General features: G+C 51.8%; 23 protein-coding genes, 1 tRNA gene and 1 other RNA gene. 17 read left to right on the top strand and 8 right to left on the bottom strand.

Going from position 1 to position 24600, the window contains the following annotated elements:
• Window positions 1-49 precede the first annotated feature (49 nt).
• Window positions 50-292, bottom strand: a complete 243-nt coding sequence (locus HZB62_13630) for a carboxypeptidase regulatory-like domain-containing protein (GenBank protein ID MBI5076190.1) — start codon at window positions 290-292, stop codon at window positions 50-52.
• A complete protein-coding gene (locus HZB62_13625) occupies window positions 276-2567 on the bottom strand; it encodes a carboxypeptidase regulatory-like domain-containing protein (protein ID MBI5076189.1) in 2292 nt (763 codons plus the stop codon). Before HZB62_13625 ends, HZB62_13630 begins: the two co-directional genes overlap by 17 nt.
• On the opposite strand from HZB62_13625, the gene HZB62_13620 reads away from it, so the two are divergent.
• The 11 genes from HZB62_13620 (at window position 2536) to HZB62_13570 (ending at window position 12044) form a co-directional block, all read left to right on the top strand.
• Entirely contained in the window at window positions 2536-3003 is a 468-nt protein-coding gene (locus tag HZB62_13620; protein MBI5076188.1) for a hypothetical protein, read from the top strand. The genes HZB62_13625 and HZB62_13620 overlap by 32 nt on opposite strands.
• 318 nt (window positions 3004-3321) lie before the next feature.
• Entirely contained in the window at window positions 3322-4320 is a 999-nt protein-coding gene (locus HZB62_13615; GenBank protein ID MBI5076187.1) for a class II fructose-1,6-bisphosphate aldolase, read from the top strand.
• 243 nt (window positions 4321-4563) lie between these two features.
• Window positions 4564-4761: a 30S ribosomal protein S21 gene (locus HZB62_13610; GenBank protein MBI5076186.1), complete on the top strand. Its 198-nt coding sequence runs from the start codon at window positions 4564-4566 to the stop codon at window positions 4759-4761.
• 1 nt (window position 4762) lies between these two features.
• Window positions 4763-5224, top strand: a complete 462-nt coding sequence (locus HZB62_13605; protein ID MBI5076185.1) for a GatB/YqeY domain-containing protein — start codon at window positions 4763-4765, stop codon at window positions 5222-5224.
• Window positions 5224-6183, top strand: coding sequence for an NGG1p interacting factor NIF3 (locus HZB62_13600; protein MBI5076184.1), 960 nt, complete (start codon window positions 5224-5226; stop codon window positions 6181-6183). The genes HZB62_13605 and HZB62_13600 overlap by 1 nt, the downstream gene beginning before the upstream one ends.
• A 70-nt stretch (window positions 6184-6253) precedes the next feature.
• On the top strand, window positions 6254-7948 hold the full coding sequence (locus HZB62_13595) for a DNA primase (GenBank protein ID MBI5076183.1): 1695 nt from the start codon (window positions 6254-6256) through the stop codon (window positions 7946-7948).
• Window positions 7935-9530, top strand: coding sequence for an RNA polymerase sigma factor RpoD (gene rpoD, locus HZB62_13590; GenBank protein MBI5076182.1), 1596 nt, complete (start codon window positions 7935-7937; stop codon window positions 9528-9530). The genes HZB62_13595 and rpoD overlap by 14 nt, the downstream gene beginning before the upstream one ends.
• A 205-nt stretch (window positions 9531-9735) precedes the next feature.
• Window positions 9736-9812: transfer RNA gene (locus HZB62_13585), tRNA-Ile, on the top strand.
• Between the two features lie 16 nt (window positions 9813-9828).
• Complete coding sequence (locus HZB62_13580) at window positions 9829-10536, top strand: hypothetical protein (GenBank protein MBI5076181.1); 708 nt, start codon at window positions 9829-9831, stop codon at window positions 10534-10536.
• 143 nt (window positions 10537-10679) lie between these two features.
• An RNA gene (gene rnpB, locus HZB62_13575) (RNase P RNA component class A) lies at window positions 10680-11105 on the top strand.
• Window positions 11106-11135: 30 nt separating this feature from the next.
• The gene (locus HZB62_13570) at window positions 11136-12044 is read left to right on the top strand and encodes a LysR family transcriptional regulator (protein ID MBI5076180.1); all 909 of its coding nucleotides are present in this window, start codon (window positions 11136-11138) and stop codon (window positions 12042-12044) included.
• 60 nt (window positions 12045-12104) lie between these two features.
• On the opposite strand, the gene HZB62_13565 is transcribed toward HZB62_13570, so the two are convergent.
• Window positions 12105-13733: a DUF1957 domain-containing protein gene (locus HZB62_13565; protein MBI5076179.1), complete on the bottom strand. Its 1629-nt coding sequence runs from the start codon at window positions 13731-13733 to the stop codon at window positions 12105-12107.
• Between the two features lie 180 nt (window positions 13734-13913).
• Here HZB62_13565 and HZB62_13560 point away from each other — a divergent pair, with 180 nt between their 5' ends.
• Window positions 13914-14765, top strand: a complete 852-nt coding sequence (locus HZB62_13560) for an aminotransferase class IV (protein ID MBI5076178.1) — start codon at window positions 13914-13916, stop codon at window positions 14763-14765.
• Between the two features lie 144 nt (window positions 14766-14909).
• On the opposite strand, the gene HZB62_13555 is transcribed toward HZB62_13560, so the two are convergent.
• The 5 genes from HZB62_13555 to HZB62_13535 form a co-directional block, all read right to left on the bottom strand.
• Window positions 14910-15980, bottom strand: coding sequence for an LptF/LptG family permease (locus HZB62_13555; GenBank protein MBI5076177.1), 1071 nt, complete (start codon window positions 15978-15980; stop codon window positions 14910-14912).
• Window positions 15977-17077 carry an LptF/LptG family permease gene (locus tag HZB62_13550; GenBank protein ID MBI5076176.1) on the bottom strand — a complete coding sequence of 367 codons (1101 nt, stop codon included), beginning with the start codon at window positions 17075-17077 and terminating at the stop codon, window positions 15977-15979. The genes HZB62_13555 and HZB62_13550 overlap by 4 nt, the downstream gene beginning before the upstream one ends.
• A complete protein-coding gene (locus HZB62_13545; GenBank protein ID MBI5076175.1) occupies window positions 17044-17607 on the bottom strand; it encodes a tetratricopeptide repeat protein in 564 nt (187 codons plus the stop codon). The genes HZB62_13550 and HZB62_13545 overlap by 34 nt, the downstream gene beginning before the upstream one ends.
• Before the next feature lie 220 nt (window positions 17608-17827).
• Entirely contained in the window at window positions 17828-18283 is a 456-nt protein-coding gene (locus tag HZB62_13540; GenBank protein ID MBI5076174.1) for an SRPBCC family protein, read from the bottom strand.
• 58 nt (window positions 18284-18341) lie between these two features.
• Window positions 18342-19307 carry an NAD(P)-dependent oxidoreductase gene (locus tag HZB62_13535; protein ID MBI5076173.1) on the bottom strand — a complete coding sequence of 322 codons (966 nt, stop codon included), beginning with the start codon at window positions 19305-19307 and terminating at the stop codon, window positions 18342-18344.
• A gap of 328 nt (window positions 19308-19635) precedes the next feature.
• Here HZB62_13535 and mraZ point away from each other — a divergent pair, with 328 nt between their 5' ends.
• The 5 genes from mraZ (at window position 19636) to HZB62_13510 (ending at window position 24591) form a co-directional block, all read left to right on the top strand.
• On the top strand, window positions 19636-20088 hold the full coding sequence (gene mraZ / locus HZB62_13530) for a division/cell wall cluster transcriptional repressor MraZ (GenBank protein ID MBI5076172.1): 453 nt from the start codon (window positions 19636-19638) through the stop codon (window positions 20086-20088).
• On the top strand, window positions 20089-20964 hold the full coding sequence (rsmH, locus tag HZB62_13525; protein MBI5076171.1) for a 16S rRNA (cytosine(1402)-N(4))-methyltransferase RsmH: 876 nt from the start codon (window positions 20089-20091) through the stop codon (window positions 20962-20964).
• Entirely contained in the window at window positions 20961-21317 is a 357-nt protein-coding gene (locus HZB62_13520; protein MBI5076170.1) for a hypothetical protein, read from the top strand. Before rsmH ends, HZB62_13520 begins: the two co-directional genes overlap by 4 nt.
• Entirely contained in the window at window positions 21314-23044 is a 1731-nt protein-coding gene (locus HZB62_13515) for a penicillin-binding protein 2 (protein ID MBI5076169.1), read from the top strand. The genes HZB62_13520 and HZB62_13515 overlap by 4 nt, the downstream gene beginning before the upstream one ends.
• Window positions 23045-23115: 71 nt before the next feature.
• Window positions 23116-24591, top strand: a complete 1476-nt coding sequence (locus tag HZB62_13510) for a UDP-N-acetylmuramoyl-L-alanyl-D-glutamate--2,6-diaminopimelate ligase (GenBank protein MBI5076168.1) — start codon at window positions 23116-23118, stop codon at window positions 24589-24591.
• The last annotated feature ends 9 nt before the right edge of the window (window positions 24592-24600 follow it).

Here is a 24600-nt window from a genome sequence, read left to right as displayed (position 1 = left end):
AAAAGGCGGGGCAAAGCCCCGCCATCAGAAATACGGATGTTCAATTCTATCAGTTCCTCGTGAAATTCTGTCCTGCCAAATTCGAATTGTTTATAGTCACCGTCCTGCTGACAGGTGTGAAGGTGAACCCTGCAAGGGAAGGTGTGACCGTGTAATTGCCATTGGCCAGCCCTGTTAAGGTATAGACACCGGAGGCATTCGTGGTGGTCGTGCCTGCGGCTGCTCCGCCAAGGGTTATCGTTACTCCGGACAGAGGAAGCCCTCCACCTACACCACTACTTGACGTTCTCACTGTTCCTGAGATCGAGAAGGTGGCTGCAGCAGCCGTGCCTACATGAGATCGAGAAGGTGGCTGCAGCAGCCGTGCCTACAAAGTCCTGTCCTGTCACATTGGCATTGTTTATCACAACTGCCCTGTTTACAGGAGCAAAGGTGAACCCTGCAAGGGAAGGTGTGACCGTATAGTTGCCGTTTGCACGACCTGTGAAGGTATAGACTCCAGAGGCATTCGTCGTGGTATTAGCAGTTGCTGCTCCGGTCAGGGCAATAGACACTCCTGACAGAGGAAGCCCTCCGCTGGTCACCGTTCCGGAAACCGAGAAGGTCCCTGCAGCAACCGTCCTGAGAAAGTCCCGACCTGTCACATTTGCACTGTTTATCACAACAGCCCTGTTCACAGGCGTGAAGACAAAACCTGGCTGACTCGGGGTTACCGTGTAGTTACCGTCTGCCAGACTGGTGAAGGTGTAAACTCCTAAGGCATTCGTAATGGCATTAGCAGTTGCAGCTCCGGTCAGAGCAACCGGCACTCCTGCCACAGGTGTGCCTCCACCGAGACCACCGCCCGGTACCCTCACTGTTCCTGAGATCGAGAAGATCGCGGGAAGCGCTGTAAAGTCCTGGCCCGTTACGTTTACATTATTTATCGTCACCGCCCTGCTTGCAGGCGTGAAAGCAAATCCTGCAAGGGAAGGTGTAACCGTGTAGTTGCCGTTCAGCAACCCGGCAAAGGTGTAATTACCGTTGACGTCAGTTGTGACCGTGCCTGTGGCAGCGCCGCTTAAGGTCATTGTCACATTGGGAACTGCAACGCCGTTTGATCTTGCAACCCTGCCCGAGATCGACGAGATTGCCGGATTCACCGTTACCGACACCGTGGCGGTATTGGAGATTTGACCGAGCACCGTAACAGTGTAGGTAAAGGTGGCTATCCCGGAAAAACCTGCATTGGCTGTAAAGGTAAAGGTGTTATCGGCATTAAGTACCGCATTGCCGTTTGCAGAGTTCGTCACCCGCGTCACTGTGGCCCCTGCCGGAATGGCCCCGCCATTGAAAGTATCGTTAGCCAGGACATTAATATTCACCGGCGTAGTCCCTGTGGTGGTTGCAACATCGTTATTGGCAATCACGTTAGACGAAATCACCGTTACAGACACTGTGGCAATGTTGGAGACCTGACCGCTCACCGTAACATTGTACGTAAAAGTGGCTATCCCGGAGAAACCTGCGTTGGCTGTAAAGGTGAAGGTGTTGTCAACGTTAAGTACCGCATTGCCGTTTGCAGAGTTCGTCACCCGCGTCACTGTGGCTCCTGCCGGTATGGCCAGACCATCGTACGTGTCATTAGCCAGGACATTAATATTCACCGGGGTAGTCCCTGTGGTGGTTGCAACATCGTTATTGGCAACCGGAACAGCCGGGTTCACGGTTACTGTCACTGTAGCGGTATTGGAGAGTTGACCGCTCACCGTAACATTGTACGTAAAGGTAGCTACCCCTATAAAGCCTGCATTGGCTGTAAAGGTGAAGGTGTTGTCGGGATTAAGAACCGCATTCCCATCAACAGCGTTCGTCACCCGCGTCACTATGGCCCCTGCAGGAATGGCCAGGCCATCAAAAGTGTCATTAGCCAGGACATTAATATTCACCGGAGCAGCTCCATTGGCAGTAGCAACATCCCCGCTGGCAACCGTGCGCAGAACAAAGGATATCGTCCGGTCGGCAAACTGTAAGGCTTCTATGTTCCGGAGCGTATCAGTCCCGTCGGCTGTGGTCCCACGAGCATGAGTAACAGTAATAATGCCAGCATTGTTGACGATATCGTAGTCGGCCAGAGGACCGGAGAAGACCGCTGTGTCGATGTGGGCTGGGTTTACAGCAGCCACCTTGATAGAGCGGACGATCACCAGCTGGCCGGGATTGATCTGGCCTGCAATCACAACAGTATTGAGCGTTGCCATGGTGTCATGGAACTCGGCCACGCCTGGAGGTCGCACGCCGGTGACCCTGATCTGGGCATCGAGCCATGCGTCTCCGTCGAGGATGTCATCGCCGCCACGACCCTCGAGGATGTCGCTTCCTGCGCCGCCAAGGATTATGTTGCCGCCGCTGAATGACGTCGCGCCAACCGGCAGAAGCGCTGCCAGGCCCTGGATCCTCGCGATGCCGGCAGCATTGAGTGCGTGATCAGGAGCGATAATTGCAGCAGTGCGGTTGTCGCCCGGAGGGCTTTCTCTGTCGGGCGTGTCGATTGTCTTGACTGGAGCTGCAATTGCTAATACCACCACGAATGCCTCAGGAGTTTTCACCTTTACAGGGCTGGCTAATGGCAACTATACGGTCACACCTTCCCTTGCAGGGTTCACCTTTGCTCCTGTAAACAGGGCAGTTGTGATAAACAATGCCAATGTGACAGGACAGGACTTTGTAGGTACGCCAGCTGCATCCACCTTCTCAATCTCAGGAACGGTGAGGACAGCAGGCGGCGGTATTGGCGTGGGCGGTGGTCTTGGGACTCCTGTGGCAGGGGTGACTATAACCCTTGGTGGAGCAGCAACAGGCACGACCACTACGAATGCCTTAGGAGTCTATACCTTAACAGGGCTGGCCAACGGCAATTACACGGTAACACCATCCCTTGCAGGGTTCACTTTCACACCTGTCAACAGGGCGGTGATCATAAACAATGCAAATATGACAGGACAGAATTTCACGAGGAACTGATAGAACTGAACATCCGTATTTCTGATGGCGGGGCTTTGCCCCGCTTTTTTTTTCATTGAACATGGCGACCTGCCTATGAGGCAATAAGTAAAGCCCCATAACTTGTCATTTACGCAGGTCGGAATGACAGAACAAGCTGAGATGTCGCCTTATTTATTTTCGGTTTCCTTGGTAATTTATGCTGCTTACATTTGTGTAACAAGTTATGGTAGCATGAAAACCTGGGATAACGAGATGGGCTTGAACAGACGCACTATTATGATAATTAAGAGATCTGAGACAGAGAAGATCGGATGATCTGAAATTAAGGAGGGTGTGATGGAGAAGGTATCTTACAAGGAGATCGGCCTGGTGAATACCAGGGAAATGTTTCAAAAGGCGATGCAGGGGCAATACGCGATCCCGGCATACAATTTCAACAACATGGAGCAGCTGCAGGCGATCGTCATGGGATGTGTCGAATCCAGATCCCCCTTCATCCTGCAGGTTTCCAGCGGCGCCCGCAAATATGCCAACCAGACGCTGCTGCGCTTCCTTGCCATGGGTGCCGTTGCCATGATAAGGGATGCAGGGTCGCCGGTGAAATTTGCGCTTCATCTTGACCACGGCGATACCTTTGAACTCTGCAAATCCTGCATTGATACCGGATTTTCTTCGGTTATGATCGACGGCTCGCACCATTCCTATGAAGACAACATTAAACTGACCAGGCAGGTGGTGGAATACGCCCGCGACCACGATGTTACAGTCGAAGGTGAGTTAGGTGTGCTTGCAGGTATTGAAGATGAGGTTTCCGCGGATAAATCCACCTATACCAAACCCGAGGAAGTGGAAGACTTCGTGAGCAAGACGAATGTGGACTCTCTGGCCATATCGATCGGGACATCCCACGGCGCCATGAAGTTCAAGCCTGAGCAGTGCACCCTTGACGAGCGGGGCATACTTGTTCCTCCTCCGCTTCGGTTTGACATTCTTGAGGAGATCGAAAAGCGCATCCCCGGGTTTCCTATTGTGCTTCATGGCGCCTCGTCAGTTGTGCCGGAATATGTGCAGATGATCAATGCTAATGGAGGCAAACTGAAGGATGCGGTGGGCATACCCGAGGAACAGCTCAGAAAAGCTGCCAAGAGCGCAGTCTGCAAGATCAATATCGACAGTGACGGCCGTCTTGCCATGACTGCGTTGATCCGCAAGACCTTTGCCGAGAAGCCGGCTGAGTTCGATCCGAGGAAATACCTTGGACCGGCCCGTGACGAATTGACGAAGATGATCATCCACAAGAATAAGGAAGTGTTGGGGTCTGCAGAGCGGGCATAAAAGCAGACCTGTCCCCGGCAGGGGACGGTGCAGCTGCCCGGAGAGATGGTCTGCAGGGTTATGTATTCCCTGGAGGACACTGCGGTCGGTCTGCAGCTTTCCCTTGCGGGCTTCGGTCTGAGCAACCTGAAAAGTTACATTTCCTTTTGTTTTCAAATGGTTTTCCTATGGTTAGATTGACATGCTTCCTTGTAACCTGATAAAATATTCGACAATTTTCAAAGAGAGAGGAGTGATACATGAATGCCCGAAATCAGGGTGCGCGAAAGTGACTCACTCGAAAATGCTCTTAAACGCTTCAAGAAACAGTGCGAAAAGGAAGGGATCCTTTCTGAGGTCAAGAAGCGTGAGCACTACGACAAGCCGAGCGTGAAAAAGAAGAAGAAAGCCATTGCTGCACGCAAGAAGGCAGCAAAAAGAATCAAGTTGGGATCGCGATAACGTGTCGGTTCTAAAACGGATTGACGAGGATCTCAAGGTCGCGATGAAGAGCTCTGACACGGTCAGGGTCTCTGCATTGCGCATGGCCAAGGCGGCGATCAAAAACGTTCAGATCGAGAAGGGCCGGGAGCTCTCCGATGAGGAGATACTCCCGGTTCTCTCATCTATGGGCAAGCAGCGTCGTGAGTCCATAGAGCAGTTCGCAAAGGCAGGCAGGGAAGATCTTGCCGGAATAGAACGGCAGGAGCTTTCCATTCTGCAGTCTTATATGCCGGCCCAGCTTTCGATGGATGAAGTTGAGAAATTTATTATACAGGCCATCCAGGAGTCATCCGCAACATCAGAGGCAGATATGGGCAAGGTGATGAAGGTGCTGATGCCGAAGATCAAAGGTGTGGCAGACGGCAAATGGGTCAATACGCGGGTAAAAGAGCTGCTGGTCTCCCCTCCCGCCCGGTCCTGATGATCCTCCGCAACCTTTACCAGAAAGCAATTGAAATCGGCGCGGCAAATGACCCGCGCGGACAGAAAGCCGTACAGCAGGAACTGCAGCGGCTCATAAAAGATCATGAAGAACTCAAACAGGAAGAAAAAGACCTCTTTGACCTTGACTCACTGAACAATCCCTACTCGGATTCCCGCATTCTCCACGGCAGCGGGGACGAGGAGATCAGGCACATTCTTGTCGGCGTCGATATCGAGGTCGGCGAGATCCTTCTGGCAGATACCCTCAGGAATCGCGGTGAAAAGATAGATCTTGTACTTGCGCACCACCCGGAGGGCAGGGCATTTGCAAACCTGGCCGCTGTCATGCATATGCAGTCGGACATCCTGAGCCTTTTCGGCGTTCCGATCAACATTGCCGAAGATCTTATGGAAGGCCGGGCAAAGGAGATCGAACGGCGGCTCATGCCGGTCAATCATACGCGGGCAGTGGATGCGGCCCGTCTTCTCAATATCCCTTTTCTCTGTCTTCATACCCCTGCCGATAATATGGTCGTCACGTTTCTCCAAAGGCTCTTTGATGAGAAAAAACCTCATGATCTCGGTGATCTGTTTGACCTGCTCAGAGCAATACCGGAGTATGCCGATGCCATGAAGATCGGCGTTGGTCCGAAGATACTCCTGGGTTCAAAGAAGCGGCGTGCCGGCAAGGTCTTTGTTGACATGACCGGCGGCACTGAGGGGTCCAAGGACATCTTCAATAGTCTGGCCCATGCCGGCGTAAATACTATCGTAGGCATGCATATGAGTGAAGAGCACCGGAAAGAGGCTGAAAAGAACCACCTGAATGTCATCATAGCCGGTCACATATCGAGTGATAATCTCGGGCTGAATCTGCTCCTTGACGAGACACTGAAGGGGACAGATATACAGATTCTCGAATGCTCCGGGTACAAAAGGACAGGCAGGCTCTCCTGATCAGCCCGGCCGGGCAGAAAAATTTCCTGCATGGTAAAATACGGCCTGACTATTTCCTCACTGGGGCCATATGAGATCTGACAGAGTTCTTGAAGAGATAAAAGAAAGAATAGATATTGTAGATTTCATCTCCGGCTATGTTCAGCTCAGAAAGTCAGGCCAGAACTGGAAAGGCAACTGCCCGTTCCATAACGAAAAGACCCCCTCCTTTATGGTAAGTCAGGCCAAGCAGATTTACCACTGCTTTGGGTGCGGGGCTGGCGGTGATGTTATCGGCTTTCTGGTAAACTATGAGCGCATGTCTTTTCCAGAGGCCCTGCAGGTGCTTGCGGAGAAAGCAGGTGTAAAGCTGCCCGTATTCGGGCAGGACAAAAAAGCGACCGAAAAAGGGCAGCAGATCAGGAATGCGCTCGCCCATGCAGCGGAATTCTATGGTCTCAGACTGCGCGAATCAAAGAGCGCCTCTGCCTATATCAAAAAACGCGGTATAGCAGACGAATCCATAGCATTGTTCAAAATAGGATATGCGCCGGCAGGATGGAGCAATCTCCTGAAGCATCTCAGGCAGGCAGGGTACAACGATGTTGTGATCAGGGAGGCCGGGCTTGCTGTTGCCGGCGACAAAGGCCTGTACGACATGTTCCGTGAAAGGATCATCTTCCCGATCATGGGAACGAACGGCAATGTGATCGCCTTTGGCGGAAGGGCAATGGATGACAGTCTGCCGAAGTATATCAATTCTCCGGAAACCCCGGTCTTCAGGAAATCCGAAACGCTCTACGGCCTGTACACGGCAAAAGAGGCGATCCGGCAGAAGGACCATGCGCTGATCGTGGAAGGGTACATGGATGTGCTCATCTGCCACCAATACGGGTTTAAGAATGCGGTCGCGCCGCTTGGTACATCACTGACATCAGGGCATCTTCTGAAACTGCGGAAGCTGACGAAAGAGGTGGTCGTTATCTTTGACGGAGATGCCGCCGGTATTGCCGCAGCAAAGAGGGCGCTGCCGCTTCTGGCGCAGAATGATTTTCATGCGAAGGTACTGATCCTGCCGGATAGCGAGGACCCGGACAGCTATCTGGGAAAACACGGCAGCGAAGCCTTCAGCATTCTTATCGAAAAGGCTGAATCCGTTACCGATTTCATTCTGGGCGCTTCAAAGGGGCAGAAGAGCGAGGCTGTGCGGGAGGCGCTTGCGGTCATTGCCGAGAGGCAGGATGCGATCGAGGCTGAACATATGCTCATCGAACTTGCGGGCAAGACAAGGATCAGCGAGGCGACGCTGAGAGAGGAATACCGGAAGCTGCGGGCAAAGAAAACAGGGGTGCCGATAGCGCCGGTCCGGACAAGGACCGCACCCAGAAACCGTGCTGAAGAGGAACTTCTTCTCAGCGCGGTCATTGCATTTTCTGACAAGGCTGATGCCGTGCTTTCGCGGCTCAACCCTGATGAGATGGAAGATGCTGCTGTTGCCTCACTGTTTCGCAAGATCGCGGCGCTGCCCGACAGGACCAATATAGCCGGAGTCCTTGATCACGCGAGCGAGGAAGACCGGCTGCTTTTTACCAGGCTTTCTGTTGCGCCGGGCTTTGACCCGGATTTTGTCGACCGGAACATCGAAGACTGTTTCATGAAGATAGAGAAAAGGAAATTTGAGTCGCGGCTCCAACATGCCAGGGCCTCAGGTGATATACAATTGATCAATGCCCTCTTGCTTGAAAAGAAAAAAATGATAAAGGAAAGGGATCATGAAACACGATAAGGACTTTAACGAGTATTTTGAAGAGTTTGACTTTGACAGTGAACGCACCTTTGAGTCAAAGGAAGATGCCGGGGACGAAGAGATTGCCGAAGAGGAAGAGGAAAAGGGCAGCGCTCTGCTCGAAGCCGAATATGACCCGATCAAGGTCTATCTCAAGGAGATGGGCGGCGTGCCTCTGCTTACCAAGGAGAGCGAGATCGACCTTGCGGTAAAGATCGAGAAGGGCAAGGAGCGGCTTGCCCGCGTCATCTTTTCTCTTCCCTTTGCAATCGACAGACTTGTCGTCCTGGGAAGTATGGTTGAGGCCGGTGAAGCTCCCCTGTGGCATATCGTCCAGAACGGGGATGAGGAGATGGAAGAGGATCTTGCGTATGAACGGAAGCGGTTCTATTCGGCAACGCGCAAGATCAAGACCCTTTTTCAGAAGCGTAAAGAATTTTTGGAAAAGATCAAGGACTCCGGCAGGAAACCTGACCAAAAGATGATCAAGTCGCTGACAGACAGCAGGGATAAAATGCTTCATGAGGTGATCGGTCTCAAACTGAAAGACGACGTGCTGCACGACTTTTCAGAGGAATTGAAAAGGACAATCATGGACCTTTATGAGCTGTATACACGACTGCAGTTTGCCGGTGAAAAGGCGGTTTATCGGGGCGCGAGTCTGACAAAGGCAGGGAAGATATCTCTGCCGAAGAACCTGAAGAATAAAACGATCAGGGAAGAGATCGCCCTGATCGTCCGGGAGAGCGATGCGGTCAGAAATGCCATCAGGGAGATCGAGGGCCGGTTCGGCGCATCATATGAAGAGATGCGCAATGCGCTCAAGATCATAATCGCAGAGGAGATGACCATAGACGATGCAAAGGGAAAGCTTACCGAAGCTAACCTCCGGCTGGTCATCAGCATTGCCAAGAGATACATAGGCAAGGGGCTTGGTTTTTCCGATCTTATTCAGGAAGGGAACATCGGGCTCATGAGGGCGGTCGAGAAATTTGAGTATCAGCGAGGATATAAGTTCAGCACGTACGCCACCTGGTGGATACGACAGTCCATAACCCGTGCTCTTGCAGACCAGTCCAGGACCATAAGGATACCGGTGCATATGGTCGAGGCAATAAACAGAATGACCAAGGCGGTCCGGGAGCTCGTTCAGGAGAAAGGCAGGGAGCCTTCGGCCGAAGAGATAGCGCAGAGGCTGAATATTCCGATTGAGAAGGTCAGGAGCATGCTCAAGATCTCGAAGGAGCCGATCTCACTTGAAACTCCTGTGGGTGAAGAAGATGACAGTCATCTGAGCGACTTTATTGAGGATAAAGGGACCCTCTCCCCGCTTGATGAGGCGATACAGAAGGATATGAGAAAGAACATTGATGCGGCACTTGCATTGCTCTCTCCCAAGGAGCGCGAGATCATCAAGAAGCGGTTCGGCATCGGCGATGAGGTGCCCCATACGCTTGAGGATGTCGGCATGGAATACGAGGTGACCCGCGAGCGGATAAGGCAGATCGAGGTGAAGGCGATACGGAAGCTGCGTCATCCGTCAAGGAGCAGGTGGCTCAGGACCTTTATCGAAACGTCGTGATGTGTCAGCCCCTGCCGGTCCCGGCAGCAGGGGCCTTAGGCGCGCCGAGGCAGATATTGCGTGATCGGCCCTTCAGGGAAACGCTGCAAGCCGCTTGACCAATGGTTCTGGCGGGATATATAGTATTAAACTAACGTTTGATCGGCAGTGAAATGGTTTGCCATTCTTGTCACGCGTTACGCATTTCGCGTTACGGTTTCATGAAGGGCCCATAGCTCAGTTGGTTAGAGCTACCGGCTCATAACCGGTTGGTCCCAGGTTCGAGTCCTGGTGGGCCCACCATACCTCAGGAGGATTGGTGGAAGATCGCATAAAGCTTCTCGTACAGCTGCAACAGACAGATACCCGCATGCTTGAAAAGCGGAGGTTTATTGATAAGGTTCCCCTGCGCATAAGCGAAGTTGACGAGCCGTTCAAAAAAGCCAAGGCGGAGTGGGAGAAGATGAAGCTGAAGGCCGAAGCAGCCGCAAAGAAGAGGAAGGACAAAGAGAAGGCCCTTGAGGATGCCCAGGAAAAGATCAGGAAGATGAGGGCCAGAACATCAGATATCAAGAATAACAAGGAATATCAGGCCCACCTGAAAGAGATTGAGTCATCCGAGAAGGAGATAGCAGCGATCGAGGAGCAGATCCTTCAGATCATGACAGAGATTGATACTACGCAGAAGGAAGAGCTTGAATTTGGCCAAAACGTAAAGAGAGAAGAGGAAAAGATCCAGGGCTTTAAAAAAGAGCTTGAAGCAGACGTTGAGCGCCTCACACAGGAACTCGGCCGGATGAAGGAAGAACGGGCCGGACTGGTCGCTCTGGTTGATGCTGATACGTATAACAGGTATCTCAAGCTGCTGAGAGACGGCAAGGGAGTTGCAGTTGCTAGGGCTGAGGACAATATATGTCTTGGGTGCGATATGAACATTCCGCCCCAGCTTTCTCTGGAGATACGAAAAGGTTCAGAATTGGTCCAGTGCCCCCAGTGCTATCGGATCCTGTACTGCGAAGAAAATTAGGTCCCTTCGGCCCATGGCCAACAGTCAGGAGCTTTGGGCTCACCTGCTTCTGGCGTTTAAAATACGGTTTCCGGCTGTCAGAAAAAGACTTTCAAATCCGAAAGAAAATATTATATAATGATTAATATTTATTATAGACTGCCGAAGCAGTACACGCAGCCGCTGTAAAGGTTACAGCCTTTGCAGAGGAAAGTCCGAGCTCCACAGGGCAAGGCGCTTCGTAATGCGGAGTCTTCCGGTAACCCGGGGGAAGGAAAGTGCCACAGAAAGGGAAACCACCCTGTAACAGGGGAAAGGGTGAAAAGGTGAGGTAAGAGCTCACCAGTGTTCCGGGTGACCGGGCAGCTTGGTAAACCCCGCCTGGAGCAAGGCCAAATAGGTTCTGTTTTGAGAGGTGCCCCCTCGAATCCCTGCAAGGGGAGACAGAACGGGTTAGGCCGCATGACCCTGACCGTAATGTCAGGGCTCAGATGAATGGCTGCAGTCCCGGGGCCGCCCGGTGGTGCTTAAGGCACCTGCTGTTGGCGGCTTTCGGGAATACAGAACTCGGCTTATGAACTGCTTCGGCAGCTAATTCTTTCAAGAGGCAAAGGAGTGCCATGGACGACCACAAACTCAAGGTTTTCTGCACGGTGGCTGAGACCAAAAGCTTTTCTAAAACATCGGAGATCATTCATCTCACGCAGCCCGCTGTCAGCCTCCAGATCCAGGCGCTTGAAGAGGTCTATGAAACCAAGCTGTTCGACCGGTCAAGCAGCACCGTGACCCTGACGCCGGCAGGTGAAGTGCTCTATAAATACGCCAAGGAGATCCTGAGCCTTTATGCGAATGCACAGAAGATGATCGGTGAACTGACCGGTCTCGTCAAAGGAAGCATCAGCATCGGCGCAAGTTCAACGATCGGCAATTATGTCCTTCCCGGCGTGATAACCGATTTCAAGAAGACCCATCCGAAGATCAAGATCCATCTGCTGGTAGGCAATACGAAGCGTGTAGTGGAGATGCTCAATTCCGGCAACATCGATCTGGGTTTTGTCGAAGGGGAAGTGACACGCCAGAAGATGATCGTCGAAAAGATCCTTGCAGATGAGCTTATGCTTATTGTGCCTGCACATCATCCCTGGGCAAAGAAGAAGGAAATATCCATCAGCGAACTGACCAAGGAGCCGGTCATCTTCAGGGAAGGCGGCTCGGGCACACGCCAGATGATCGAGAAGTTTCTTGCCATGCATGGGATTGCTCCGCAGGCAATGAAGATATCCATGGTCCTTGGCAGCACAGAGGCGATCAAGGAGGCTGTTGCAAACGGTCTGGGCGTTTCGATCATCTCCCGCTGGGCAGCACGCAAGGAATATAAATACGGCATCTTGAATTTACTGAAGATCAAGGAACAAAAAATGATGAGGGAGTTCTCACTGATCGCCAATAAAGGCGCTGTTCTGAACCATGCGGCCGATGAGTTCCTCACCTATCTGAAATCTTACCCGTTTGAAAAACTGTTGTCTTAGCTGCTCAGGTTTTTAGCCTGTAGTCTGTCAGGCAGAGACTACAGACTCAACCGCTACAGACTATTCACCTGTATAACTCCTTGTTCCTTTGGCTGCATAGATCCTGAAGTCAATATCCCTGAAGATGCAGGTTTTTTTTTCGAGGGATTCCACTGCATGTTCCCGTATCTTCCCCCTATGGATATCCCTGCAGAGCATAAAAAAATTGCCGATATGCTCCCTGAACTTTGCTTCAGCGAACGTGGCAGCAGAGCCCATCGTTATCATGAAGGGCCAGTCGCTTGCCTGTGCTATCAGCAGTTCTCTCAGAGCCTGATTCAGCGCACGTTCCATCAGTCCCTCTGCGTTCCGGTGCTGCGCTGAAAGTTCCGTCATCTTTTCTGACGCCTTCTTCAGATGACGGTACATCCAGCTGTTAGCGGGATCAAGCCAGACAGTGCTGTACCCGCTTTTCCCCCAGCTTGAGGGTGACGGCGTGACGGTCTCCTTCACCCTGTTCTCCGCGCAGAATTCGGATGGTGTTATGAACCTGAACGGTCTCTTCTGCAGCGAGAGATTCCTCAGCACGAAACGCAGCCATTCAGTGCCTTCATACCACCAGTGGCCGAAAAGCTCGGCATCATACGCAGCAGTGATAACCGGTCTGGTCCTCAACTTTTCCCTGAGAAAAAGGACCTGTTTTTCCCGCTCCCGCATAAAGTGCTCTGCATGGAGCGCTGCTTTTCTCAGCCCCTGTCCGGGGTCATAGAGCATCTTGTTTTCGGTCTTTCCTGTTATACGGAAATATTTCATGCCGGTGAAGGACCTGATGCCTCCCGGCAGAAAAGGCTTCAGATATTCATGGTCCAGATCAAAGCCTATGTCTCGATAAAAGTCACGGTAATCAACATCCCCCGGATATCCATATTGTGAGCTCCATACCTGTTTTGCCGATTCCGTGTCGCGACCAAAGGCGATCGGACCGGAAGGGGTCCTGACCGGGCGGTATATGCTTTTCTTCGGTCTGGGCGAGGCGTTGAGCAGGCCGTGGCTTTCGAGGAAAAAATAGTTTATGCCTGCCTCTGATACGTGTTCATCCAGACCTGGTGCATAGCCGCATTCAGGCAGCCAGATGCCGGCGGGATTCGCATTAAAATGCTTCCTGAATGTGCTGACCCCGAGTGCGAGCTGTGTCCGCATGCTGTTCAACCCGGACATATGCAGGGGCAGATAGGCGTGGGTTGCCGCGCTGGTGATCAGTTCGACCTTGCCGGATCGGGAAATCGAGCGAAACGCAGAGATGAGATCTTTCCGGTATGTATCCTCAAAGAGCCGTCTCGTCTTAAGAAATCTTTCATGATACATCTCTGCAACCCTTTTAAGCCCCGGCTCGGTCCGTGTTCTCGAGAGCTCCCTTTCCGCGAGCTCTATGCGGCTCTCCAGATACCGCTCAAAGCGTGTCATAAGCAGCTCGTCACTCAGCATCTCCAGAAGCGACGGCGTAAGAGAGAGCGTTATCCTGAAGTCGGTCCTGTCGTTCAGGAGGTCATCAAAGACAGCAAGCAGGGGAATGTAGGATTCTATGATGGCTTCATGAAGCCAGACCTCCTCAAGATGCTGCTCATGTTCGGGATACCGAATGTAGGGGAGATGCGCATGGAGGAGAAGCAGCAGATATCCCTGGGTCCTGGATCGGTCGGCGATGGTCACAGTAAGAAATAATACAAGATACCCGCTGTTCAGGCAAGCTTGACAGTGACTGCGCAGGTGAATAGTCTATAGCTGTTTAGTTTATAGCCTATACCTGACAACAGCAGGTGCTTTAAGCACAGACTAGAGTCTAAACAACCTGAGAAGTTACGAATACATTTATAAACAGGGAGAGCAGACATGCAGATATTTCTGAATGACAGGATCGTGCCTGAGCATGAGGCTGTGGTCTCTGTATTTGATCATGGATTTCTTTACGGAGACGGCATCTACGAGACCATGCGTGCCTATGACGGCATTGTCTTCATGCTGGACAGACATATCGGGAGGCTTAACCGCTCGGCATCCCTCATACAGCTGATTGTCCCTTCTCCTGACAGCATTCGTAGTGCAGTTCATGAGACTGTCCGGGCGAATGGCCTGAAGAGCGCTTATGTCCGGGTGACCGTATCTCGCGGCAAAGGTCCCATAGGGCTTGATCCTGCACTCTGTCCCAACCCCACCCTTGTGGTGATCGCTGAGGAGTTCAGGGAATATCCCGAGAAGTATTATAACGAGGGCGTAAAATTCATCATAGCGAAGACCCGCAGAAACCTGAGAGAAGCGCTTGATCCCAGGATAAAGTCCCTGAATTTTCTGAATAACATCCTTGCCAAGATCGAGGCAAAAGAGCGGGGCGCTTATGAGTCTGTCATGCTGAACGCCGAAGGCTTCATCGCCGAGGGCACGGTCTGCAATATCTTCTTTGTCAAAGACGATATCCTCTGTACGCCTTCTGTTGATTCGGGAGTGCTGGACGGCATTACGCGGGAGCTTGTAATCGACCTTGCCAGGGAAACAGGCATGCAGGTCACAGAAGGGAATTATCTGCCTGAGGACCTCTTCAGCGCAACAGAGGTCTTTTTTACGAATACCACGAGCGAGATCATGCCCGTATCACGGGTCGAAGATGTAATATACCCGGTGGGAGAGGTGGCGAAACGACTGCGGCGGCTGTACAGGGAGAGAGTCAGAAAAGCCGTAAATGCGTGAGGCGTAATTGGTAATTGGCGATGAATAAAAGATATTAAGTAAAAAACTGCCAGCTCTTCCCGTTTCCCATTGCACGCTTTAACGCTTCCACGCATCTGCGCTTCTACGCATTACCCATCACGCATCTACGCTTTACGGCCCCTCTTACTCCGGTGTCTTTACATACAGATAAACAGCGGTGGAACCGAAAAGAACCGGTACCAGCCACGAAGCGATAAAAGGCGGAAGCATGCCGGCGTATCCGATAGACAGGGTAAACGTATAGCCGAACCAGTAGAGAAGGCTTACGCCAAGTCCGAGGCCGGCAGTGAAGAGCCCGCCTCCCCTATGCGCCCTTCCTGACAGTGACATTCCCAGAAGCATCATAAAGGCATTGATCAGGGGAAAAGAGACCTTTGAGTTCAGATCAACAAACAGTTTCACGTTGCTGAAGCCGGCGGTCTTAAGCCTCTGGATGTACCGATAGAGTTCAGCGATACCCATCTCCTCAGATGATCTCATCTCCTTTGAAAAGATGTCCGGTGAATCAAGGTCAGGGTAATTCATGCGGCCGATGTTCCTGGTCTTTCCGGTTTCACTGTCATACAGTGATGCTTCCTCGAAGAGCCACTGCCGCTGATCCGCCTGCCAGACTGCGCGTTTTGCCGTGATCACGCTTTTCAGAAAGTCCTTGCCATGGATAAAAATGCTCACATTCCGGGCGATCTGCTTTTCCGGGATGTACAGCTCTAATTTTACGGGATTGCCATTCGTATCCTTGATCCAGGTGGCGCCGCCGGAAACAGCTGTCTTCTTTTCTTTTCCTTCCATCTTTGTCTTCAATGCTGCTGAGCGCTGGGAGAAATCCGGAATCACAAACTCGCTGATGCAGAAGGCGACGACGCTCAGCGCGGCGCCCACAATGACAAAGGGATAGAACAGATCACGCATCTTTCCGCCGGCTGCGCGTATCGCAGTTATTTCCTTTCTCCGCGCTGCCTGGCTGAACGTGAAGAGGCTGCAGATCAGCACTGACATCGGAAGCAGATACAGAAAGAATTTGGGGATGGTATAGACTGCATACATGATCAGAGATCCAACAGAGGGTTTGTTCGGCAGAAAGTCATCGATCCTGCCGATCAGGTCAATAAGGCTGAATACGAGTGAGAGGCCAAGAGAGATCAGAAGCAGCAGTCTGAAGAAATCAGAGAGGTACAGCCGCTGGACCATCCTCACCGCAGGCTCTCCTTCCGAAACATGACCCCTGAGAAGATCCCCATAAGGGCCGTAGCCAGCCATGCACCGAGGTAGTGCGGCATTTTTCCGGCAGTGACCAGGTTCTCGCCGTAGATGAGCAGGGTGTAATACAGCGTAAAGACAAAAAGCCCGAGGGCAAGACCGCCCAGCTTTCCGGACTTGCCCGATGCGAGGGCAAGAGGCGGGCCAAGGAAGGCGAGGATCAGGCATACTGCAGGCAGAGAGAACCTGCGGTGGAGCTCAAGATAGAACGCCACCTTTCTCTTGTCAGAGTCTGCGGTCCTTGACTGTTCCAGAAGCTGGGAAGGGGTGAACTCCATTTTTTTCGGAGCGGCTGACTCAGAATCAAGGTTCAGGATCATATTGTATTTTTCAAAGAAGAACTCGGTGGTTATTGTTCCGTGCATGATGTTGATGTACCCATCAGTAAGGTAAAGTCCGACACCGCCGTTGTCCTGAGAAAAAAACTTGCCATGCTTTGCCATCAGCACCTTCGGCTCATCCTTTTTTCGATTGTCATAAATGAAGATATCCTCGATCATGTCTGCCGATTTCTTGCCTTTGACCACAATAACGATATCTTTGAATGATGAATTGAAGGTGCCTTCTTCGAGCGCCATTGCTGACCGCGCCGCAATGATCTCTGCGATGGTTTCCCTGAGTGTCACGCTGCTTCGCGGCCCGATATAGAAACTGACCGCAAGCGTGGCAAGAAAACAGAATGCTCCCAGTAACAGGACCGGACGGGAAATGTTCATAAAATCCATGCCTGATGACTTAAGCACGACGATCTCGCTGTCAAGGTTCATTCTGCCGTACACCAGCAGGACCGAAAGCAGGAGCGACATCGGGATCGTAAGCATAAGAAGCTGCGGCTGGATGTACAGGATGATCCTTCCCATATCAAAAATCGAGGCTCCGACACCCGAAAGAAGGCGGCTCAGGCGGATCAGTTTTTCCATCATCAGGATCGAGTTCAGAAAGGCAAGGGACAGACTGAAGGTTAGCAGCAGGTCCCTGAAGGTCGATCTCTGGATGAGCTTCACGCGTGTTTTTCCATAATGCTTCTGAAGCACGGGGCATTATGAACATTGCTATAGGTCTTTGATGTCCTGATATAGTTCCAGTTGTTATAGCCCTTTTCGATCGCCTTATGAAGCCATTTGCAGGACTCCTCAGCATTGTTCCGTGCAGCATAGATCTCCGCCATGCTGTTGAGGGCATAGATATTGTCGGGATTCAGTCTCAGTGATGTCCGTATATCTTCCTCGGCAGCATCAAGGTTCCCCATCAGCAGTAAGGCAAAGCCCCTGTTGTTATACGGCATGCCATTATCAGGTTTCAGGGTGATCGCCTTGTCGTAGTCTGCTATGGCCAGATCGTACTGCTCGGTCTGCATATAAACATTGCCCCTGTTGTTGTAAGCGAGGAAGAAATCCGGGTTCAGTTCAATGGCTTTGTTATAATCAGTGATAGCATGGTCGAATTCTCTTTTTCTGAAGTAGACATTGCCCCGTTCCTTGAAAGCCCTGAAATCTTTTGGATTATGTTCAATCTCCCGGGTGTACCGGGCGATATCAAAATCATATTTCCAGGTTTTTGGCATGAACTCTGGTGGTTTCGTGGTCTATTGCCCATAACCAGGCAACGCGTACTACCGTAACAGGATGAAACATCATATCAAACCCTCCCGGAGAGCCTATTATACCAAATTGCTTCTGAAATACGTGACCGCGCCTCTCAGTCCGGAAAAGAAACGTCATCCTTCTCTACGGATCAATAAAGTGAAGAGGAATACCAGAAAAAAATTGGCCGCAAAGGAACAACTACGCCTCTATGATGTCCCGCAGGGTTTCGAGATAGCGCTTGCCGGTGGGTTTGCCCCATCGCTGGACCATCCAGACCAGAAACCTGATAAAAATATGGATGCCTGCATTGCCGATATGTATTGTTTGGATCAGGGATGTCCCTCCATCGCGTTCCGATAATTCATAGATCTCCTCGATGACCCTGTATTGAGAATCTGGCCCTCCTGTATGGCGTATGACCAGCTTTGATGGGGGGTCGAAATGGACGAATTCTGCCAGAAACTCAGATGCCCTGGCTCGTTCATTCATCTGGTACGTTATGGCGTAGCGATAGCCCTGTTGTATGGCTGTAAAGGACGAGGGGGATACGCGTTTCACCTTCGGGTTCCAGAGCGGCATATTTGCAGGGTTCTCAAGAAAAGCCCAGACAGTCCCGGCAGGACGGTTGATGAAGATGCTATCTATAAGTTTCATGATGGTCCCTTCTTAGCCGCCTTGTTTTGTTCCCATCCCGGATATCCTGCAGTCCCTCTCAAACTTTCTTGTAGTCCTCGACCATCTCTTTCACTCCTTCAGACAGGGAATAGGCAGGCTGCCAATTCAGGAGGCTCTTTGCTTTTGCATTGTCGAACAGCAGATCGTTTGAAAGATAATCTATGTATTTGATCGGGTCGAAGTTGACGTTGAAGAAGCCTGAGAAAAGTTCGAGCGGAATGGCCGGGAGTTTCAGAAGCAGGGCAGGGATCGGGATGATCCTGACCTTCTTATGAAGCGCATCTGCAATGGCAGTGAAGAAGTCGAGCCAGGTGTGGCTCAGCCCGTCAGTGAGATTGAAGATCTGCCCCGCTGCCTCAGGCCGCGTACCAGCGAGAACAATTGCCTCTGCAAGGTCCTTCACCTGGACGAAAGGCGTAATGTTCTTCGCATCGCCTATGAAGGGCAGGCCGATCGGACCGAGCGTTTCGATCACGCTTACCATCCTGCCCAGGTATCGCGACCCCGGCCCGTACACAGGTGCAGGCCTGACAATGGCATATTCGCATCCCTCGGTTTTTTTCCTGATGATCCCTTCGCAGCTCCTCTTGTAAGCTGTGTAATGGTCGTTGAATGTGACCTGTGACGTTGTCTCTTCTCCTGCGGGCTGTTCTGAGGGAATGCCTGCCACAGTTATGGAACTGACGAAGACAAAGCGTTTAACACCTTTTGCATCAAGATTATCAATGATCTTTTCGATGAGCGTGATGTTCTTGTCTGCCTGGGCCTTGGTGAGATTTTTTATCTCGCCGATGTGATAGAAGAGCTCAATGCTGTCCATGGCATCGACGACCGAGCCGGGGTCTTCAAGATCGCCCTGGACGATCTCAATATTTTTCTCCTTCAGACTCTCAGGCATTTCAGGTCTACGCGACAGGAGTCTGACAGCATGACCGCAGGAAAGAAGTGCCTGAACAACCTGGCTGCCGATAAATCCTGTGCCGCCGGTGACAAGGGCTTTCATTGAAGATCTGCCGGGCTCACGAAGTCAACGATCTGTTCCATGCTTATCTCCAGTGTTATCTCTGACTGGCGTCTGTTCCTGAACACGCTGTCTGCTCAGGGCAGCCGGTAAGAAGGCCTTTGAGCATTTCTGGATTCTCCTTCAGGTTATCACATTTCATGGGAGCTGTCAGTTATGGACCTCCCACTTTCTTGCACTCTACATATTGGGTGTCTTCTCATTATTAGCACAAGATATGGGAAAAATAAAAAAAGTTTAATTTCTTCTTGACAAAGATTCCATCCTCCTATAAATTTAGTGGTAAATAGTGGTAGAAAGTGGAGGAGTAATGCCAGGTTTCTCTGGAAAATACTATTACAGTGTGGACCCCAAGGGCCGGATCATGGTTCCTTCTCCTTTCCGCGAAATCATTTCCACTAATTATAATCCCAAACTCTACGTTGTCAATGCGCTCATTGACAAGTGTCTCCTCATCTATCCCCAGGAAGAATGGCTCAAGCTTGAAGAAAAGGTCAGGCTGCTGCCGAGCATGGACGAGTCTGTCCAGTATTTCAAGAGAAAGGTCATAGCCTCTGCCCAGGAAGTCGAACTGGACAAGCAGGGGAGGATCCTTATTCCTGCAGCGCACCGGGAAGATGCCGGTCTGAACAGCGACATCGTGATCGCAGGCACAACAGACAAGATAGAGGTCTGGGACAGAAAAGAGTGGGATGCCGTTCTTGATCTTACCACGGAAGACAAGAAGGCAGTTGCGGCGAAACTTACGTCATACGGTATTTAAATGACGATCATCCATCTCCCTGTGATGTCAGGGGAGGTGATCGAAATTCTCGCTCCTCACCGGGGCGGGATATATGTAGATGCAACAGTAGGACTCGGGGGACATTCTGAAATGATTCTTTCACAGGTCGGTCAGGATGTAAAGGTTGTCGGGCTGGACAGGGATGAGCAGGCATTACAGAGAGCTGCTCAGCGTCTGAACGACAGCAGGGTTTTACTGAAAAAGGGCACGTTCTCGCAGATGGAACAGGTGCTTAACGCAGAAGGGATTCACGAGGCTGACGGTATCCTCCTTGATCTGGGGGTTTCGATGATGCAGATCAAGGACCCAATAAGGGGTTTCAGCTTTCTTTCGAATGAAAGGCTCGACATGAGAATGGACAACGCACAACTTCTGAGTGCCTGGGACATGGTGAATACCTATGACGAGCAGGAACTGGTCCGGATCCTCAGGGAATATGGCGAGGAATACCGGGCAGCGAGAGTGGTGAGGGCGATCCTGAGCGCACGGGCAAAGAAGACGATCGACACCTGTGCCGAGCTGGCAGATGTCGTATTCCGGGCATTAGGCAGAAGCGGCAGGACCCATCCTGCGACGCGGACATTCCAGGCCCTGAGAATTGCGTTGAACAGTGAACTTGAGGAACTGAGGCTTGGGCTTGAAGCATCGCTCAGAATGCTGAACAAGGGCGGAAGGCTCTGCGTTATTTCCTATCACTCTCTGGAGGACAGGATCGTGAAGAACTTCATACGCGACAGCGCAAAGGCTGGAATGGTGAACCAGCTCACCAAAAAGCCGCTTGTTCCTTCGAGAGAGGAGATGCGGCAGAACCCATCTTCGCGGAGCGCAAAGCTGAGAGGAGCTGAAAAACTATGAGAAGGTCGAAAAAAAACAGCATGTTCTCATGGGCGTACAAACCGCTCTGTTTTGTGATCGTCCTTTTCTGTCTGTTCGGCCTTGTATGGCTGCGGTCGAGCGTCACATCAGCGGCATACAGCATACGTGAGCTTGAAGACAGGCGCACTGTTGCGTTCAAGGAGATGAAGATGCTCATGGCAGAACGTTCAAAGCTTATGGCGATCTCGAGCATTGACCTCCCGAGCCAGGGCGAGAAAAAACTGGTGAGCGGAGGGTATGTATTTCCTGACCGGGTGAAAGTGATCCATGTGACACGGACTAAGGAGACTGAGGCGTACAAAGCATCGCATAAGGCGGAGAAGAAAGATTGAAGCAGAACTGGCTGAATAACGGCGAAGCCAGCAGGAAGAGAACGGTGATCCTCAATACTGTCATCATCTTCAGCTTTGTGATGGTATTTTTCAGGCTTGCTGACATCATGGTGCTGAAGAACAAGTTCTACACGGAAAAGGCAAAGTCCCAGCAGGTCAAGACAGAGGACATTCAGGCCCGCCGCGGCAACATCTATGACCGCAAGGGCCGCGAGATCGCCATAAACCTGGAGATGGAGTCGCTTTACTGCGACCCGGGAGAGGCAGGCACAAATCCTGAGAGCGTCAGGCAGCTCTCCTCTATTCTGAGTGTTGAGCCCAGGGCAATACAGGCAAAGCTGACACAGCAGAAGAGATTTGTCTGGGTTGACAGGAAGCTGAGTCTTGAGACTGCTGACAGGGTGAAAAAACTGAAAATGAAGGGTTTCGGCTTTATGACAGAGGCCAAGAGGTTCTATCCCAGGGGCAGCCTTGCATCACACATTGTGGGTGCCGTGGGCAAAGAGAACCAGCCTCTTGAGGGCATTGAACTGAAATATGACAAATACCTGCGGACCTCGGCCGGCAAGGTACAAGTTGCCCGGGATGCGAGCGGCAGGGTCCTTTCCACCGGCATGGTCATGGAGACCAAGGGCAACGACATCATCCTTACGATCGATGAGGGGCTCCAGTATATTGCGGAAAAAGAGCTCGACAGGGCAATGCTGAAATGGCGGTCTGTTGCAGCGACAGCGATCATGATGGACCCATTTACGGGCGAGATCCTTGCCCTCGCAAGCAGACCTGCTTTTGATCTGAATGAGATCATGAGCGCTGTCAAGAATGATGTACGGAACAGGGCCATTACTGATATCTATGAGCCTGGCTCAACGTTCAAGATCGTTGCCGGAACTGCCGCAATTGAAGAGAAGCTTTTTTCTGCAGGTCAGACCTTTGACTGCAGCCGTGGAAGCATCGAGGTCGGCGGCAAGAATATCAAGGACGCGCATAAGCACGGCGTGCTCTCTTTTGAAGAGGTGATACAGAAATCTTCCAACGTCGGGACCATCATGATCGGCATGAAACTCGGCAAGGATAGGCTCTATGAGTATGCAAAGCGCTTCGGCTTTGGCGACAGAACGAACATTGACCTGCCCGGAGAGGTTTCCGGCTGGATACGCAAGCCTGAGAAATGGTCAGCCACATCGCTCGGCGCCATCCCGATCGGTCAGGAGGTAGCGGTAACGCCCCTCCAGATCCTGAGGGCGTATTCTGCTATTGCGAACGGCGGATATCTTGTGCAGCCTCATCTCGTGTCTCAGATCCTGACACCTGAAGGTCAGCCGGTCTTTTCTTTCAGTCCGGACCAGAAGAAGAGGATCATATCAGAGAGGACCGCAGCAGCAATGCGGGATATTCTGAAAACCGTTGTTGAAGAAGGCGGCACTGCGACCGGCGCTGCGATCGAGGGCAACAAGGTGGCAGGCAAGACCGGCACTGCCCAGCTCGTGGACCAGAGGACAAAGCGCTATTCAAAGGACCGTTTTATCAGCTCGTTCGTGGGGTTTGTGCCTGCGGATAGTCCGAAGATCGCCATGATCGTCGTGGTGCACGAGCCAAAAGGAGCGATATACGGCGGTGTTGTCGCAGCCCCGGTATTCAAGACCGTTGCTGACCAGGCGCTTTCCTATATGAATGTGCCGCGCGATGACGGCCCCGGCAAAAATCTGCTTCTGGTGTCGCGGTAGGGATAAGGACAGGCTGAGGTTAAGGTCAAGGCTGAGATAAAGGCAGAATGAGGCAGAAGAAGAAATAAGAAATGAAGATAAAAGAACTGATAGACAGTAGTGAGATCGTGAGCATCATCGGCAGCGATGAGCTGCCGGTGAGCGGCATTTCCTATGATTCCCGGAAAGTGGAATACGGGCATCTCTTCGTTGCAATGCAAGGAGAAAAGGCGGATGGTCATGATTTTATTGAAAGCGCTCTGAAAAAAGGCGCGATCGCGGTTATCCATGACAGAGATATTTCAGACAGCGGGACGCCGTCGCCTCTCGCATCGTTCATAAGGGTGAAGGACAGCAGAAAATCTCTGGCTTTTGCCGCTAATGCTTACTATCGGGAGCCATCGCGTGGCATGACCGTCATCGGTATTACCGGGACGAACGGCAAGACGACCACGACCTATATCCTGAAGTCGATCCTCGAGGCATGGGGGAAAAAGGTCGGCCTTATCGGCACGATCCAATACATGATCGGCGATGCCGTGTATCAGGCAACCCATACAACGCCGGAGTCCCTTGAATTTCAGGCCCTGCTTCATGACATGCTTGCGGCAGGCTGCAGCCACGTTGTGACAGAGGTTTCATCTCATGCGCTGACCCAGAAGAGGATAGACAATACCATTTTCAAAGCAGGCGTATTCACGAACCTTACCAGGGATCATCTCGATTTCCACGGCACCATGGACGACTATTTCCTCTCAAAGAAGCGGTTCTTTACTGACCTGCTCGACAGGAACGCAATGTCGATCATCAACCATGATGATTCGTGGGGAAGAAGACTTGCAGAAAGTCCTCTCACCGGTACCTATACCTTTGGTCTTGAGGCCGGGGCAGACCTGACGGCATCAGATATGAACAATTCCTTTGACGGACTGCGGTTCAGATTAACCTTCCGCGGAAGGGCCTATGACATTGTCTCTCCGCTGGTTGGTCTGCCGAATGTGTACAACATCCTTTCTGCAGCAGGGGCTGCAGCATCGGTCGGTGTGCCCTGGGAGGTGATCCTCGAAGGGATAAGGAAATCGCCGGCGATCAGGGGACGGTTCGAGAAGGTCGATGTTGGTCAGAAGTTCCTTGCGATCGTTGATTACGCACATACCGAAGATGCGCTTGAGCGTCTCATCTACACGGCGCGAAGCCTGACCAAGGGAAAGATCATCACGGTCTTCGGCTGCGGCGGCGACCGCGACCGGGGCAAGAGGCCGCGGATGGGGGCCATTGCAACGCGGCTGAGCGATTTTGTGATCATCACGTCTGACAATCCGAGGTCTGAGAAGCCGGAGGATATCATCAGAGAGATAGAGGCCGGCGCAGCACGAAGGAATTATCTGGTCGAGGCTGACCGGAAAGAGGCGATAAAGCGGGCAGTTCTGATGGCAGAAGCGAATGATGTTCTGCTGGTCGCAGGCAAGGGCCATGAAATCTGCCAGGAGATCGGGGGAACGAGATTTCCATTCAATGACAGGGAGGTAATCGAAGAGTCTGTCAGGCACCTGATCAATAACAGATAAAGAATACGG

It is taken from the genome of Nitrospirota bacterium (assembly GCA_016214855.1).
GTDB lineage: Bacteria > Nitrospirota > Thermodesulfovibrionia > Thermodesulfovibrionales > UBA6898 > UBA6898.
Note: the sequence above shows the minus strand (reverse complement) of the source record. Positions and strands in the feature narration are given on the sequence as shown.